The sequence below is a fragment of the Lysinibacillus sp. FSL W7-1291 genome, from assembly GCF_038593415.1.
In the GTDB taxonomy this organism is placed as follows: Bacteria; Bacillota; Bacilli; order Bacillales_A; family Planococcaceae; genus Lysinibacillus; species Lysinibacillus fusiformis_D.
The window spans coordinates 739,504-752,922 of sequence record NZ_CP151994.1; the positions used below are offsets into that span (position 1 = coordinate 739,504).

Sequence of the window (13,419 nt, forward strand, 5' to 3'; positions counted from 1 at the left end):
TATATTCAAATACAGCTGAGTGCTGTATAATGGTACTGTGTATTTTACTTTACATTAATTCTAATTTAACACTTTGGTTCTGGTTTATAGATAATGATTACAAAATGAAAGGATGTGTCAGAATGATCGTAACCCTATTTACATCACCAAGTTGTACCTCTTGTCGTAAAGCGAAAGCTTGGTTAGAGGAGCACGAAATTCCATATACAGAACGTAATATATTTTCTGAGCCACTAAGTATTAGTGAAATTAAAAAAATTTTACGTATGACAGAAGACGGGACAGATGAAATCATTTCTACTCGTTCAAAAATATTTCAAAAATTAAATGTGGATGTTGAAAGTTTACCACTACAACGTTTATATGAATTAATTCAGGAGTATCCTGGTTTATTACGCCGACCAATTATTTTGGACGAAAAACGTCTACAAGTCGGCTATAATGAAGATGAAATTCGTCGCTTCCTACCTCGAAAAGTTCGAGCATATCAGCTTCAAGAAGCGCAACGAATGGTGAATTAAACCTACTCATTTTGAATAATATATATTGTAGATGTTACAAATGTGGAATGCATGTTGTGACATCTATTTTTTTATGTTTTACTTATGTAAAACCTTCTATATGAAGTATAATAATTGATAGGGAAAAGTCATATATTTCCGTAAAAGTATGTTAAACTTGATTTAAGTTAAATAGTTTACTACAATTTCAATAATTCAAATATCTTCTGTGAAACGGTGTATATCCTTTTCATTTTATGACAGAACAGCATACAATAGAGTTAGAGACAACTGTGAACAAAAAAAATCATGTTTGCGGTTCCTCGATGGTTTTACTGAGTGTGGTCAAAGGTTGAAAAACAAATGCAGTATGAAGGTTAAAAACAAAGAATAAAAGCATACTAATGAAACAAAACTGTTTTTCAGCATATGACAGTGAAGGGAGATGAGGTCTAGTGGACATCGAACGTGTAAATGAAAATACACTCAAGCTCTTTATTACGTATAATGATATAGAGGATCGCGGCTATAGTCGTGAAGAAATTTGGTACAATCGAGCAAAGGGTGAGCAACTTTTTTGGGATATGATTGATGAAGTAAACACGGAGGATTACTTTGATGTAGAGGGTCCGATTTGGATTCACATCAATGCATCTGAAGTAGGCTTAGAAATCATTGTCACACGTGCACATATTTTAAAAGACGGTGAAACATTAGATGGTCATTCGAGTTTTGATGAACACAAAGAAATGTTTGCACCATTCGATGAAGTTGGAGAAGATCTTCTTAGCCAGCTAACTCAACTTGGTGACATGGATGAGTCAGAGTTATTTATGGATACAGACATTTATGTTTATAAATTTAAAGATATTGATGAGTTAATCCCTGTCGCAAAACGAATGACAGACGAATTAGTGGATTCCTCATTATTCAAATATGAAGATTGGTACTATTTAGTTGTTGATTTCGGGAACGCAGATGAGGATTTAAATCGTCATGATCGAAATGCGGTCATCAAGGAATTTTTAACACCATCCAATTTAACCATTCACCGTCTAGAGGAGTACGGTGAAAAGATTATGGAATTTAATTGCTTTGAAACAGTTCGAAAATACTTTGCATAAGCATTAAAATACCTCATTTTTTAGACTGTAGTAAAACTCGTAAATTTATTGAGTTTTGCTACAGTCCTTTTTTTGCATTCCTATTTAAGCTATCATCGGTTAATTGACCAGCGTTGTACAGGCCTCTCTGCTCATGCTGTGAAATCTGCTGAATGAAGATATATGAGACGGCATTTTTAAAATTTCAAGAAATAATTGCTTAATTTTTGTGAGGGCAAACCAACTCCATTATAGTTGACTAAAAAGGAGTTGATTAAATGCTGGTAGCTTATAACAACAAACAGCAGCTATTTCTCCCATATCAATATACGAGGAAAGCTTTACAACGATATAGGCGACAAATGAAATTTTTTTGTCCTCAATGTCTAGAACCAGTTCAATTGAAAGTAGGTCAACATAATATTCCCCATTTTTCACACTTCGCCAAAAAGCATTGTCCACAATTGTTCGCTGAAGGTGAATCTAAACTTCATCTCCAAGGTAAAATGCAATTATTTGAATGGCTCACAAAGCATGGATATCAAGTGGAGCTAGAGCCATTTTTAAAGCAGCTTGCTCAACGCCCGGATTTGCTCATTACAATAAATGATCGTCACTATGCAATTGAATTTCAATGTAGCACAATCTCCCATGAAAAATGGCAACAACGTACAGCTGGCTACGAAAAAAACGATATACAAGTAATTTGGCTTTTTCAAACGCCTCAAAGTAAAGATGCAATCAACGGCATCAGCAAAATTACCATTTCCCCATTGCTGCAAAAAGCGTTTATGACAACTACATCAGGTGTACCTTATTTAATGACGTATAACGCTAGGACGGCCCATTTTACTTATTGGACGAATCTTCTTCATGTACATGGGCATACTTTCATAGGTAAAGTTCAGACAATACCAGTCAATCAACAACACTTTCCTTTTTATATACCGAAGCAAATTACTCAAGAAGAATTTCAACAGTATTGGCAACTTTATAAACAAGCATGTAGGCAATTTGTATCTGCGCGTCTTTTATATAGTAAAAAGGGGGCGCAAGATTTATTTTTACGAAATTGCTATGAATTAAACTTTGCGTTAACTGCTATGCCTTCCTACATTGGAATTCCAGTGAAGGGTGGAGAAGCTATCTCCTTGTTTACTAGTGAATGGCAAACGATGCTGCTGCATTTTAGTAAACAATTAGGTCGACAGCCCTTTATGTTAACGAAGCAGGAGATTCACCATTTTTTAAGTAAGCATCAACTAGAAGTGACAACACAGGCGGTAAGTGCTGTCCTGTATTATGGACAGCTCCTTAAGCATATGACTCAAGAAGAGCAGTCGCTAGATATTTGTGAGCATGTATATGTACATTTATTTGCAATTGCCACAATATATTGAGAAAATATGAGAGTAAAAGGAAAAAAGCACATATAAAGGGGGCTGGCATACATGGCTAGTAACAGTAATCAGATTTTGGTTAGAAATGAAGTACCCGCAGAATTAACATGGCGCTTAGAGGATATCTTTGCAACAGATAAAGCTTGGGAAGAGGAATTGAAGGAAGTTGCAGAGCTTGCTAAACAAGCACCGAGCTATGCAGGTACTTTAAATAATGGGGCAGAGGCATTATTAACAGCTTTACAATATCATGATCATCTATATGAGCGTGCGATGAAGCTCTACACATATGCCCATATGCGCTATGATCAAGATACAACAAATAGCTTTTATCAAGATATGAACAGTCGCATTCAAACATTGGCAACTAGTATCTCAGCTGGTCTTTCATATTTAACACCAGAGATTTTAGCTTTAAGTGAAGAAACAATTGAAGACTACTTAGCAGAAAATCAAGACCTACAATTATATAAGCAATCTTTAAAAGAAATTACAATGGCACGTCCACATGTATTACCAGCTGAGCAGGAGGCATTGCTAGCGCAAATGTCTGAGGTAACGGGTACAGCTTCTAATACATTCAGTATGTTAAACAATGCGGACATGGTTTTCCCTTATGTGAAAAATGAAGAGGGAGAGGAAGTACAACTTACACATGGTAACTATATTAAGTTTTTAGAGAGCAAAGATCGCTCAGTGCGTGAAGGTGCATTTAAAGCTATGTACGAAGCATATGGCAAGTTTAAAAATACGTTCTCGGCAACGCTAACGGGTAATGTGAAGAAGCATAATGTGAGTGCTCGTATTCGTCATTATGATTCTGCACGCCATGCAGCCATGTCTAATAATTTCATTCCGGAAAATGTGTATGATCAATTAGTTGAAACAATTCATAAGTATTTACCAGCTATGCAGCGTTATATTTCGTTACGTAAGCAATTATTAGGTGTAGACGAATTGCATATGTGGGATTTATTTGCACCACTTGTTAAAGAAGTGGAAATGAAAGTCACTTATGATGAAGCGAAAGATATTTTAGTGAAAGCACTAGCTCCATTAGGCGAGGAATATCAAAGCATCGTCCAAAGTGGATTGGATAACCGTTGGGTTGATGTATTAGAGAATAAAGGGAAACGTAGTGGAGCCTACTCATCAGGCGCGTATGGTACGAATCCGTATATTTTAATGAATTGGCAAGACAATGTGAATAATCTATTTACATTAGCGCATGAATTTGGCCATAGTGTTCACAGCTATTATTCACGTAACAATCAGCCATTCGTTTATGGAGATTATTCTATTTTTGTCGCAGAGGTTGCTTCAACATGTAATGAAGAGTTATTAAATGACTATTTACTAAAAACAATTGATGACCCTCAACAAAAAATTTACTTATTAAATCATTGGTTAGATGGTTTCAGAAGTACGGTATTCAGACAAACAATGTTTGCAGAGTTTGAACATCTTATTCATCAAATGGATAAGAACGGTGAGTCATTAACAGCTGATCGTTTAACTGAAGTTTATTATGAACTAAACAAAAAATACTTCGGCGATGATATGATTGTAGATGAGGAAATTGGCTTAGAATGGGCTCGTATTCCACACTTCTACTATAATTACTATGTTTATCAATATGCGACTGGTAAATCAGCCGCTACAGCATTGAGTAAACAAATTTTAGAGGAGGGGGCACCAGCTGTAGAACGTTATATTAATAACTTCTTAAAAGCTGGATGCTCTGATTTCCCAATAGAAGTATTAAAGGCAGCAGGTGTTGATATGAACGTTGCTAAGCCGATTGAAGATGCATGTAAAGTATTTGAAGAGCGTTTAAATGAATTAGAAAAATTATTGTTGAATAACTAATTAAAAGGGCGGTGGGAATATTCCTACTGCTCTTTTTTATGTATTGTCCATGTTATTTCAAATGAAAGAATAATGATTTTTTTTGATTTCTAAATAGTTTAAAAGTGTGCATCTTGGAAAAATACTGTTTGTAATCGCTTTCTATTTGACAAATTTGTGAATCTAGTATTGGTTGCATTGCTAAATATATTATTCCATGATAGAGTAATTCTTGTGAAATAAATCACAAAACAAACATACACCCCTTTGTTTGAACGTGAACATTTCTCCCATCCCCTTTGTGAAAAAGAAGCGTCTCTATCGGTCGAGGATAGAGGCGCTTCTTTGTATTTGGCTTTATCTAACAAAATATCCATAGAATTTATGTGAAAGGTGAAAATGGATTACCGTTGCAGGCTACTTGCTTTTCTGTGGGCGAGCGCAAAGCCGCTTCCGCCTCGCTATCCCATGGGAGTCAAGCCTTCCGCTTCAACAGATAAAAATATTTCTCTTTAGCAATGGTTTTCAAATAAAGGGAAGGTGTTCACTACTCATTTTATGGAGGAGCGGTACGCATCATTTCTCCACATTGAAAATAAGAGCCAATCCTTCCTCTAATTATGCTCGTATGAAAGATAAGGAAAAGACACTTTTGCCACATGGTGATTGGAGTGGAGCCAGCGTCACAACTGATACCTTGGGACGAACGCAGTGGGTGAAGTGACTCATTGGACGCCCCCTGGAATGGACGCTGGTGGTACGGAAATCTATCCCAGGCTTTGTGAAAAAGTGTATTACTGCTATTGACATGATCTTTTTTCAACAACATGAAAAGGACTCCATCATGAAAGATTGGAGTCCCTGTCATTTATTGTATTATTTAAGACGCCATAACGTAGCGTGAGTTGTCTGGATTCGTTCGATTTTTTGTTGTAGCATGCGTTTCTTTAATTCACGCTCTGCTGCTTGCTCTGTAAATGAATAGATAAAAGCTATTTCATTTGTAGAAAGTGTATGGAATTTAGAAAATAAGTCCTCTATTGATGGTAATGGCTGACGGACAAGCTGTTCGTTCAGCATTTCTTGTAAAATATGTTCATAAACTTCATAGGAATAGCTACCGCTGACTTTTAGTCCTTCATCTTCAATACATTCATTGAAAAACACGATACTAGGGACTTCGTCAACTTCCATTTCACGTTTAATATATAAATCGCATTGGAAAGCTCGTGCTGCTTCCTTTGAGCCAAAGTCGACAGTGAATTCATTCATGTCTAGTTGAACATCCTCTGCAATTTTTAAAAGCGTTGCATAGGAGTTTACATCTTGGTGGTTTAGTAATACATATTCTTGTAGTTTCGACAAATAGCGTGCACCTGCACGTTTTCCCTGTAGTTCGGCTGCTTTAATAGCAATTGAAGGTAAGACAGGGTGGTTAATATCAAGTTCGACTCCCGAGATACAACCTTTGACACGTTTACTTAAGCAATTTAAAGAAGTAAGCTCTGTGCTTAAAACAAAGCGCCACGTGAAATAGTGGTTGTATTCAAGCTGTAATTTACGAAGAGTTGCTTGCATACTGAAAGCTTCAGGGCAAAGTGGATCTACGAAAATATACAATTCAATAGGCTTGTTGGCAGTAGAAATCGTCGGCGTTGGCTCTTGCAGCAACATTTGAATATTATTCACGTAACAATTCCCCCTCATCGTCATTTGGCGTATTAACCATGTGATGAGCTGTTAATACTAAACGTTGATAATAAGTTTCACGGAACTTCCCTTCCAAACCTACCTCATCCATTGCTTCTGACATACACTCTAGCCAAGCTTGAGCACGGTCAGGTGTAATCGGAAAATTCATGTGACGTGCACGCATCATTGGATGTCCATGTTCCTCAGTAAAGAGATTTGGTCCACCTAAATACTGTGTTTGAAATTGAATTTGCTTACGGGCTGTCTCTGTTAAATCCTTTGGAAAGATTGGAATAAGATCAGGATGCTGAGCCACTCTTTTATAGAACGCGTGAATGAGTTCTGACAGTTTTTCAGCTCCCAGCTCCTCATAAGGAACAGTGTATTTTCGACTCATAGGTTATATGCTCCTTTAATTCTTCTTTATATCTTAAAGTATCATTTTATCGCATTCAGCAAGTGTTCAAACGACTGCTGAATCTAGAACACCGTCAAAAAGCGCTACGCATGTGGCAATGAAAGTGTTGCCACAAAGCCCTCCGGCAGATGTCACAGGTTTATAAAGAGACCTGTACATTAACCGTTGTCACAGGACGTGACTTTCTTAGGCTAACTTCTACTTTTCTGCTCGGAAAAATCTAGACACATCGTTAGCGGCAATTAAGCCGAAGCGTTATTGATATACTTGTCATCCTCAAAATGTGAATTTCTTGTGACTACCTTCATTCTATCAACGTCTTTTCGTTAACACAAACAAAGAGCTCTTTCGAATTGTTGTTCGCTAAAATAGCACAAATTTCACCACAATGGGTGAAATTTGTTGGAAAAAGCATGGATAAAAGGAAAGATGCGATTACACTGTGTAGTAATTCATCACTTTTTTGACATAATTCTGTGTTTCTTTGAAAGGAGGAATCCCTCCATATTTCGTAACGCGAGACGCGCCAGCATTGTAGGCTGCTAAAGCTAGTGTAGGGTCATTATTAAATTTATCTAGCATTTGACGCAAATATTTTGCCCCAGCCATAATGTTTTGCTCTGGGTCAAAAGCGTTTGTCACGCCTAAATATTGTGCTGTTGTGGGCATTAATTGCATTAAGCCCTGCGCTCCTGCATGACTCACTACAGTTGGATTAAAATTAGATTCTTGCTTGATGACAGCCGCAATAAGCTTTTCGGGTACCTGATAAGTAGCGGCAGCTTTTTCGATAATAGCGGCATATTGATTGGCTCCTGTTAGTGAATTGGCGTACGCTGTAGAGCCTATAACATCATCTGAAACATAAGAATCAAGCTTTGTGCCAGTATAGTTGTTTGCTAAAGCTTGTTTGACAGATTCAGGGATAAACACAGCATTAGAGCCTTGATAAAGCAATGATTCGAGTGAGCTACCTTCTGAATTATTGGCTAACATTGTCAGCTGATTGACGAAATCTGAATGATTTGCTGTTCCAGAAGCAAACAAGCTAGACAATTTGGCATTGCTTGCTGTCGATGCTTCTCCTAATAATTCATTAATCATGTCAGAAAAAATAGAATTATTGTCTGTCAGATTGTTTGTTGATGCATTTTCGGTAGCTCCAAGTGTTTGCAATGCTTGAATTTCTAGTAAAGATTTTAGTGATTGAATATCCAAGGAGTCAGTCACCTTCCTTTTTATACTATTATGAATTTTGTGCTTGTAGAGCTTTCATAAAGCGGGCTATTTTTTTATCTGTAGCCTGTTTTTTAATTCCGTATTGCTGTAAAAATTCGTCGAAAATTGTATTTCCTTTTATTGCATCTTTTGCTTCATATTCTACCTCATAATCGTCGCACTGCAAATAGTAAGAATGGTCAAAAACAAGAAGCCCCTCTTTATAAGGAATTTCGACACGATCTGTAGTGAGTGAGCCAAATACTTGTAATTGTTCTAAAGGAATACTGTGGCTGGCTAATTTTTTTGCTACTTCTTGAGCAAAAAAGCCTTTACCATCAAGCATTTGCTGTGCCTGTACTGCAGTTAATTCATCTGTTGTTTCAAGATGAGCATGCTCGGTATTTTTCTCTTTGAGTGTACATTCGTAATAATCACCAATTTGTCTAATTCGCAGCCCGCTTTGCAGTTGACGAATGGCCTGTGTAGGCGTGTCAAAATAATGATTTACTTGTCGATGAATAGCATTTTGGCTAATGTGGAAGTCTTGTAACAATTGCTCGTATTGTTGTTTTGTTAATAGATTTTTAAACTCAATTTCAATTTCTTGTGTCATTTATATTCACCTATTTAATTTTTTATTTTTCATTCGTTGTTTCGCTTGATTTAGTATTTACACACTGCAACTATTTACCCTGTGTGATAAAATAAGAGGAAGAGTACAACGAAAAGGGGAACCGCAGTGCGTAAAATTTATACAATAGAAACATCGAATTTTGAACAAGATCAACTTCATTTTAGTTTAAACGACAATGAAGTAAATTTACAGTTAAAACCTGCTGGACAACTCATTGCAGATTCAGATGAGTTTGCATTTATTTATTTACTTGATGCAGGCGAAGACTATCATTACTTGCGTTTTCCACCGAGTAGTTGGGAGAATCTTGTACATATTTTACAAAAAAAGAAAGATCCAATACTACGAATAGGTGAAGAAGAGATTGAGCTGACAAATTTCTACGATGAATTGGAAATGCTCGTGTATAATATTGAAGGAAATTACAATTACGGGGCAGAATTTGTCCAAACCGTGGAACAACACTTTCAGGCAATTCTTGCTGAATAGAAAGACAAAACGAACAGACGGTGGTGTTCGATACCGAATGTCGGGAGGTTTTTACAATGGGACAATGGGAAATATTTTTAAGTCCTTATAAACAAGCAGTAGACGAGTTAAAAGTAAAATTAAAAGGCATGCGTTCGCAATTTGGTATTGTTAATGCCAATTCACCAATTGAATTTGTAACAGGACGTGTTAAGCCTTTAGCAAGTATATATGATAAAACATTAGAAAAAGGATTAGCTTTTGAGCCCTCTAAACAACTTGGTGATGAACTTGGTGATATCGCCGGGCTTCGGATTATGTGTCAATTTGTTGATGATATCGCAACGGTAACAGAGCTTATTCGTCAGCGTAAAGATATGCGTGTAGTGGAAGAACGCGATTATATTACACATAATAAGCCAAGTGGTTACCGCTCCTACCATATGATCGTGGAATATCCTGTTGAAACGATTCAAGGAAAAAAAGTAGTGTTAGCCGAAATCCAAATTCGAACACTAGCCATGAATTTCTGGGCATCTATTGAGCACTCTTTAAATTATAAATATAAGGGCATGTTCCCAGAGGAAATTAAAAATCGTTTACAAAGTGCAGCAGAGGCAGCATTTCGATTGGATGAGGAAATGTCATTGATTCGTAGTGAAATTCAAGAGGCACAGGCCTACTTTAGCGAATACAAAGAAGCATCGAATCCTAATTTACTAACAGAGAAGGAGCGTGACGCCCAATGAAATTTTCGATTCAATCACGTAGAGATGCACAATCTAACGAGCTAATGGAGCTAGCTAAAACTTATTTACAGGATTTTGGCTTAACTTATGATGAGGAAACACCAGAAATCGTTGTTTCTATTGGAGGAGACGGCACGCTTTTGCATGCCTTTCATCGATATTCTCATTTGTTAGACCAAGTAGCATTCGTTGGTATTCATACGGGGCATTTAGGGTTTTATGCGGATTGGAAGCCATCTGAATTAGAAAAATTAGTTTTATCCATTGCTAAAAAAGACTTTAATGTTGTGGAGTATCCACTTTTAGAAGTAAAAGTAGAGCATCACAATGCCGATTCGAATACGTACCTAGCGTTAAATGAAGCAACAATCAAATCGCCAGATGTAACACTTGTTATGGATGTCGAGCTGAACGGCAATCAATTTGAGCGTTTCCGTGGAGATGGTCTATGTGTATCAACGCCTTCTGGTAGTACGGCTTATAATAAAGCACTTGGTGGGGCAATTATCCATCCTACATTAGCGGCACTACAAGTCACTGAAATTGCATCCATTAATAATCGTGTTTTCAGAACAGTAGGATCACCATTAATATTACCAGCACACCATCATTGTGTGTTACGTCCGGTAAATGAACAGAACTTTAATATGACCGTCGATCACTTGCAAATTACACAAGGTGATGTCAAGGCTATTGCATTTAATGTAGCAAATGAAAAAGTACGTTTTGCCCGTTTCCGACCATTCCCATTTTGGGAGCGCGTGCATGAATCTTTCGTCGCTAATGAATAATATGGATACAAGGTTTACATTGCACTTTGTGGCTGATAAAGAGGGGCAATTATTACGAGAAGCCCTTCAGGAATGGCGTATATCCAAGAAAGCCTTAACCGCCATTAAGTTTGATGGTGGCTTATTAACAGTCAATGGTGTTGAACGTAATGTGAGACATGTCCTTCAAGAGGGTGACTATGTGGGAGTGACATTTCCTCCTGAGGAAAGAAGTGACGGTCTTGCTATTGAGCATGGTGATTTAACCATCGTATTTGAGGATGATGCAATCTTAGTGCTTGATAAACCAGCTCACCAGAGTACAATTCCCTCAAGAGAGCATCCAACCAAAAGCATTGCAAATTTAGTTTGTGGCTATTTTGAGCAACAAGGATTAGCTTCCACAGCCCACATAGTCACAAGGTTAGATCGAGATACATCAGGCTTACTCTGTATTGCCAAGCATGCACACATTCATCATTTAACAGGGCTTGCTCAGCGTAGTAGAAACATTTCAAGGCAATATGAGGCGATTGTGCATGGCCATGTCGAACAAAATTTTCAATCCATTGTGGCTCCTATAGGGCGTAAAGTGACGAGTATTATTGAAAGAGAAGTACGAGAAGATGGGCAATATGCACATACAGATGTAACCGTGCTAAAGCGGTTTTTACTTGATGCTGAACCAGTGACATATGTACGATTGCAATTGCATACAGGACGTACACATCAAATTCGCGTACACATGGCGTACCTTGGGCATCCACTTGTTGGGGATGACCTTTATGGTGGAAGCCGTCATTTGATTGATCGACAAGCACTACACTGTGTCTCCTTAAGTATGGAGCATCCACTGACTGGTAGGCCATTACACTTTACAAGTATGTTAAATGAAGACATGCAGAGATTATTGAAGTAGTCTTTGACTGATAGAAAGGAGATGTTCGCACAAACGGGCATCTCCTTATCATTTTTGATGTAATAACAGTGTATAGGAAGTATCTTTACACCGACTTTATAAAATTAATGTATAGTAAAATAGAAATCGTCATGATTTTACGCTTAAAATCAAATTTTATAAAAATCTGTACACCGACTCTGATGGATAACTTAAAAAAGGGTTTGCAGAAAAGGTATAATACACTCTATTATATAGAAGGTAGATTTACGGCATTGCCCGTAAAGATGATTGAAAGCTCGGAAGGAGGGGACAAGCATGATAGAGGAAAGAAATGAAAAGGATGATGTGCAATTTGATGAGGCACATCTACGAGGAATGCTCGAAGCACATAATATTGATGCATTCCGTGATGAGTTTTTAGAACTTCATCCATATGATCAGGCAACGTTTTACGAAAAGGTGGAACCTGATATAAGGAAGATCATCTATTCGTTCTTGTCTCCGACAGAAATGGCTGATATTTTTCAGGCAATCGATATCGAAGATGATGAATATAAAGCGTACCTAGCTGAAATGGATCCTTCATATGGGGCAGAAATGCTTTCGCATATGTATGCTGATGATGCGGCAGATGTCTTAAATGAGCTGGATTTGGCACAGCGTGAAAGCTATTTGGAAATGATGGATGAGGAAACGGCTGAAGAAATTAATGAGCTATTAAGCTACGATGAATATACAGCCGGTTCTATTATGACAACTGAATACGTTGCTATACCAGAAAATTCAACAGTGCGTTCAGCAATGGCCATTTTGCGTAAAGAAGCACCAGATGCAGAGACTGTTTATTATATTTTCGTGGTGGATGAAGAACACCGTTTGACAGGTGTTATATCACTACGAGATTTAATCATTGCTGACGAGGATACACGTATTCGATCCATTATGAATGAACGTGTTGTGATGGTACATGCAAATGATGACCAAGAGGAAGTCGCACAAATTATGAAGGACTATAATTTTTTAGCGACACCTGTTATTGATGATAAAGGGGAACTGCTCGGTATTATCACGGTCGATGATATTATTGATGTTATTGATGAAGAGGCTTCTGAGGATTACTCAAAATTAGCCGGTATTTCGGATATGGATAAGTTTGATGTAACACCTTTCCAAGCAGCTAAAAAACGTTTACCTTGGTTAGTGGTACTACTGTTTTTAGGTATGCTGACAGCCAATTTAATGGGGCAATTTGAAGATACTTTAGATAAGGTAGCCTTACTAGCTGTCTTTATTCCACTTATTTCAGGAACATCAGGGAATAGTGGAACACAAGCATTAGCCGTGGCGATCAGAGGTATTGCAACAGGAGACGTGGAAGAACATAGTAAATTCAAGTTACTACTACGTGAAGCAGGTACAGGCTTAATGTCAGGCGTTGTTTGTGGATTAATCGTTATTGGCATTGTTTATTTCTGGAAACATGAACTTGTTTTAGGAATGTTAGTAGGAGCAGCACTTTGTGGTTCTATTTTAGTCGCGACATTAGCGGGTTCCTTTATTCCGTTGTTAATGCATCGACTAAAAATAGACCCTGCTGTGGCATCAGGACCTTTTATTACAACTTTAAATGATATAACAAGTATTTTAATTTACTTAGGATTAGCGACAGTTTTTTTAAGTCAAATAGGCTAAGAACCAATTTACTTACTTTCGCA

At 37.4% G+C, this 13,419-nt stretch carries 13 protein-coding genes; 9 read left to right on the forward strand and 4 right to left on the reverse strand.

The features are described 5' to 3' along the window. Window positions 1–125: 125 nt before the first annotated feature. The 4 genes from spxA to pepF all read left to right on the forward strand — a co-directional run bounded on the left by spxA (window position 126) and on the right by pepF (window position 4,872). Entirely contained in the window at window positions 126–521 is a 396-nt protein-coding gene (spxA, locus tag NST76_RS03390) for a transcriptional regulator SpxA (RefSeq protein ID WP_025116803.1), read from the forward strand. Window positions 522–955: 434 nt separating this feature from the next. Next, a complete protein-coding gene (gene mecA, locus NST76_RS03395) occupies window positions 956–1,624 on the forward strand; it encodes an adaptor protein MecA (protein WP_036126663.1) in 669 nt (222 codons plus the stop codon). A gap of 257 nt (window positions 1,625–1,881) precedes the next feature. After that, window positions 1,882–3,003 carry a competence protein CoiA family protein gene (locus NST76_RS03400; protein WP_342544630.1) on the forward strand — a complete coding sequence of 374 codons (1,122 nt, stop codon included), beginning with the start codon at window positions 1,882–1,884 and terminating at the stop codon, window positions 3,001–3,003. 51 nt (window positions 3,004–3,054) lie between these two features. Then, complete coding sequence (gene pepF, locus NST76_RS03405; RefSeq protein ID WP_342535343.1) at window positions 3,055–4,872, forward strand: oligoendopeptidase F; 1,818 nt, start codon at window positions 3,055–3,057, stop codon at window positions 4,870–4,872. A gap of 855 nt (window positions 4,873–5,727) precedes the next feature. On the opposite strand, the gene NST76_RS03410 is transcribed toward pepF, so the two are convergent. The 4 genes from NST76_RS03410 to NST76_RS03425 form a co-directional block, all read right to left on the reverse strand. Beyond that, on the reverse strand, window positions 5,728–6,540 hold the full coding sequence (locus NST76_RS03410; protein WP_036126658.1) for a DsbA family protein: 813 nt from the start codon (window positions 6,538–6,540) through the stop codon (window positions 5,728–5,730). Beyond that, complete coding sequence (locus NST76_RS03415; protein WP_004227447.1) at window positions 6,533–6,940, reverse strand: hemoglobin; 408 nt, start codon at window positions 6,938–6,940, stop codon at window positions 6,533–6,535. Before NST76_RS03415 ends, NST76_RS03410 begins: the two co-directional genes overlap by 8 nt. 456 nt (window positions 6,941–7,396) lie before the next feature. Next, window positions 7,397–8,179, reverse strand: a complete 783-nt coding sequence (locus NST76_RS03420) for a lytic transglycosylase domain-containing protein (RefSeq protein WP_036126656.1) — start codon at window positions 8,177–8,179, stop codon at window positions 7,397–7,399. 28 nt (window positions 8,180–8,207) lie between these two features. Beyond that, the gene (locus NST76_RS03425) at window positions 8,208–8,795 is read right to left on the reverse strand and encodes a CYTH domain-containing protein (protein ID WP_036126653.1); all 588 of its coding nucleotides are present in this window, start codon (window positions 8,793–8,795) and stop codon (window positions 8,208–8,210) included. Between the two features lie 126 nt (window positions 8,796–8,921). On the opposite strand from NST76_RS03425, the gene NST76_RS03430 reads away from it, so the two are divergent. The 5 genes from NST76_RS03430 to mgtE all read left to right on the forward strand — a co-directional run bounded on the left by NST76_RS03430 (window position 8,922) and on the right by mgtE (window position 13,396). Then, complete coding sequence (locus tag NST76_RS03430; RefSeq protein WP_036126652.1) at window positions 8,922–9,305, forward strand: hypothetical protein; 384 nt, start codon at window positions 8,922–8,924, stop codon at window positions 9,303–9,305. Between the two features lie 56 nt (window positions 9,306–9,361). Next, on the forward strand, window positions 9,362–10,033 hold the full coding sequence (locus NST76_RS03435) for a GTP pyrophosphokinase family protein (protein WP_036126650.1): 672 nt from the start codon (window positions 9,362–9,364) through the stop codon (window positions 10,031–10,033). Next, window positions 10,030–10,824: an NAD kinase gene (locus NST76_RS03440; protein ID WP_036126648.1), complete on the forward strand. Its 795-nt coding sequence runs from the start codon at window positions 10,030–10,032 to the stop codon at window positions 10,822–10,824. The genes NST76_RS03435 and NST76_RS03440 overlap by 4 nt, the downstream gene beginning before the upstream one ends. 1 nt (window position 10,825) lies before the next feature. Further along, complete coding sequence (locus NST76_RS03445) at window positions 10,826–11,722, forward strand: RluA family pseudouridine synthase (protein WP_036126675.1); 897 nt, start codon at window positions 10,826–10,828, stop codon at window positions 11,720–11,722. A 297-nt stretch (window positions 11,723–12,019) separates the two neighbouring features. Beyond that, the gene (gene mgtE / locus NST76_RS03450; RefSeq protein ID WP_036126643.1) at window positions 12,020–13,396 is read left to right on the forward strand and encodes a magnesium transporter; all 1,377 of its coding nucleotides are present in this window, start codon (window positions 12,020–12,022) and stop codon (window positions 13,394–13,396) included. Window positions 13,397–13,419: the final 23 nt, after the last annotated feature.

Coding starts and splice junctions, on each gene's coding strand:
- NST76_RS03400 (WP_342544630.1), top strand. CDS start 1,882: ATGCTGGTAGCTTATAACAACAAACAGCAGCTATTTCTCCCATATCAA.
- pepF (WP_342535343.1), top strand. CDS start 3,055: ATGGCTAGTAACAGTAATCAGATTTTGGTTAGAAATGAAGTACCCGCA.
- NST76_RS03415 (WP_004227447.1), bottom strand. CDS start 6,940: ATGAGTCGAAAATACACTGTTCCTTATGAGGAGCTGGGAGCTGAAAAA.
- NST76_RS03425 (WP_036126653.1), bottom strand. CDS start 8,795: ATGACACAAGAAATTGAAATTGAGTTTAAAAATCTATTAACAAAACAA.
- NST76_RS03435 (WP_036126650.1), top strand. CDS start 9,362: ATGGGACAATGGGAAATATTTTTAAGTCCTTATAAACAAGCAGTAGAC.
- NST76_RS03440 (WP_036126648.1), top strand. CDS start 10,030: ATGAAATTTTCGATTCAATCACGTAGAGATGCACAATCTAACGAGCTA.
- NST76_RS03445 (WP_036126675.1), top strand. CDS start 10,826: ATGGATACAAGGTTTACATTGCACTTTGTGGCTGATAAAGAGGGGCAA.
- mgtE (WP_036126643.1), top strand. CDS start 12,020: ATGATAGAGGAAAGAAATGAAAAGGATGATGTGCAATTTGATGAGGCA.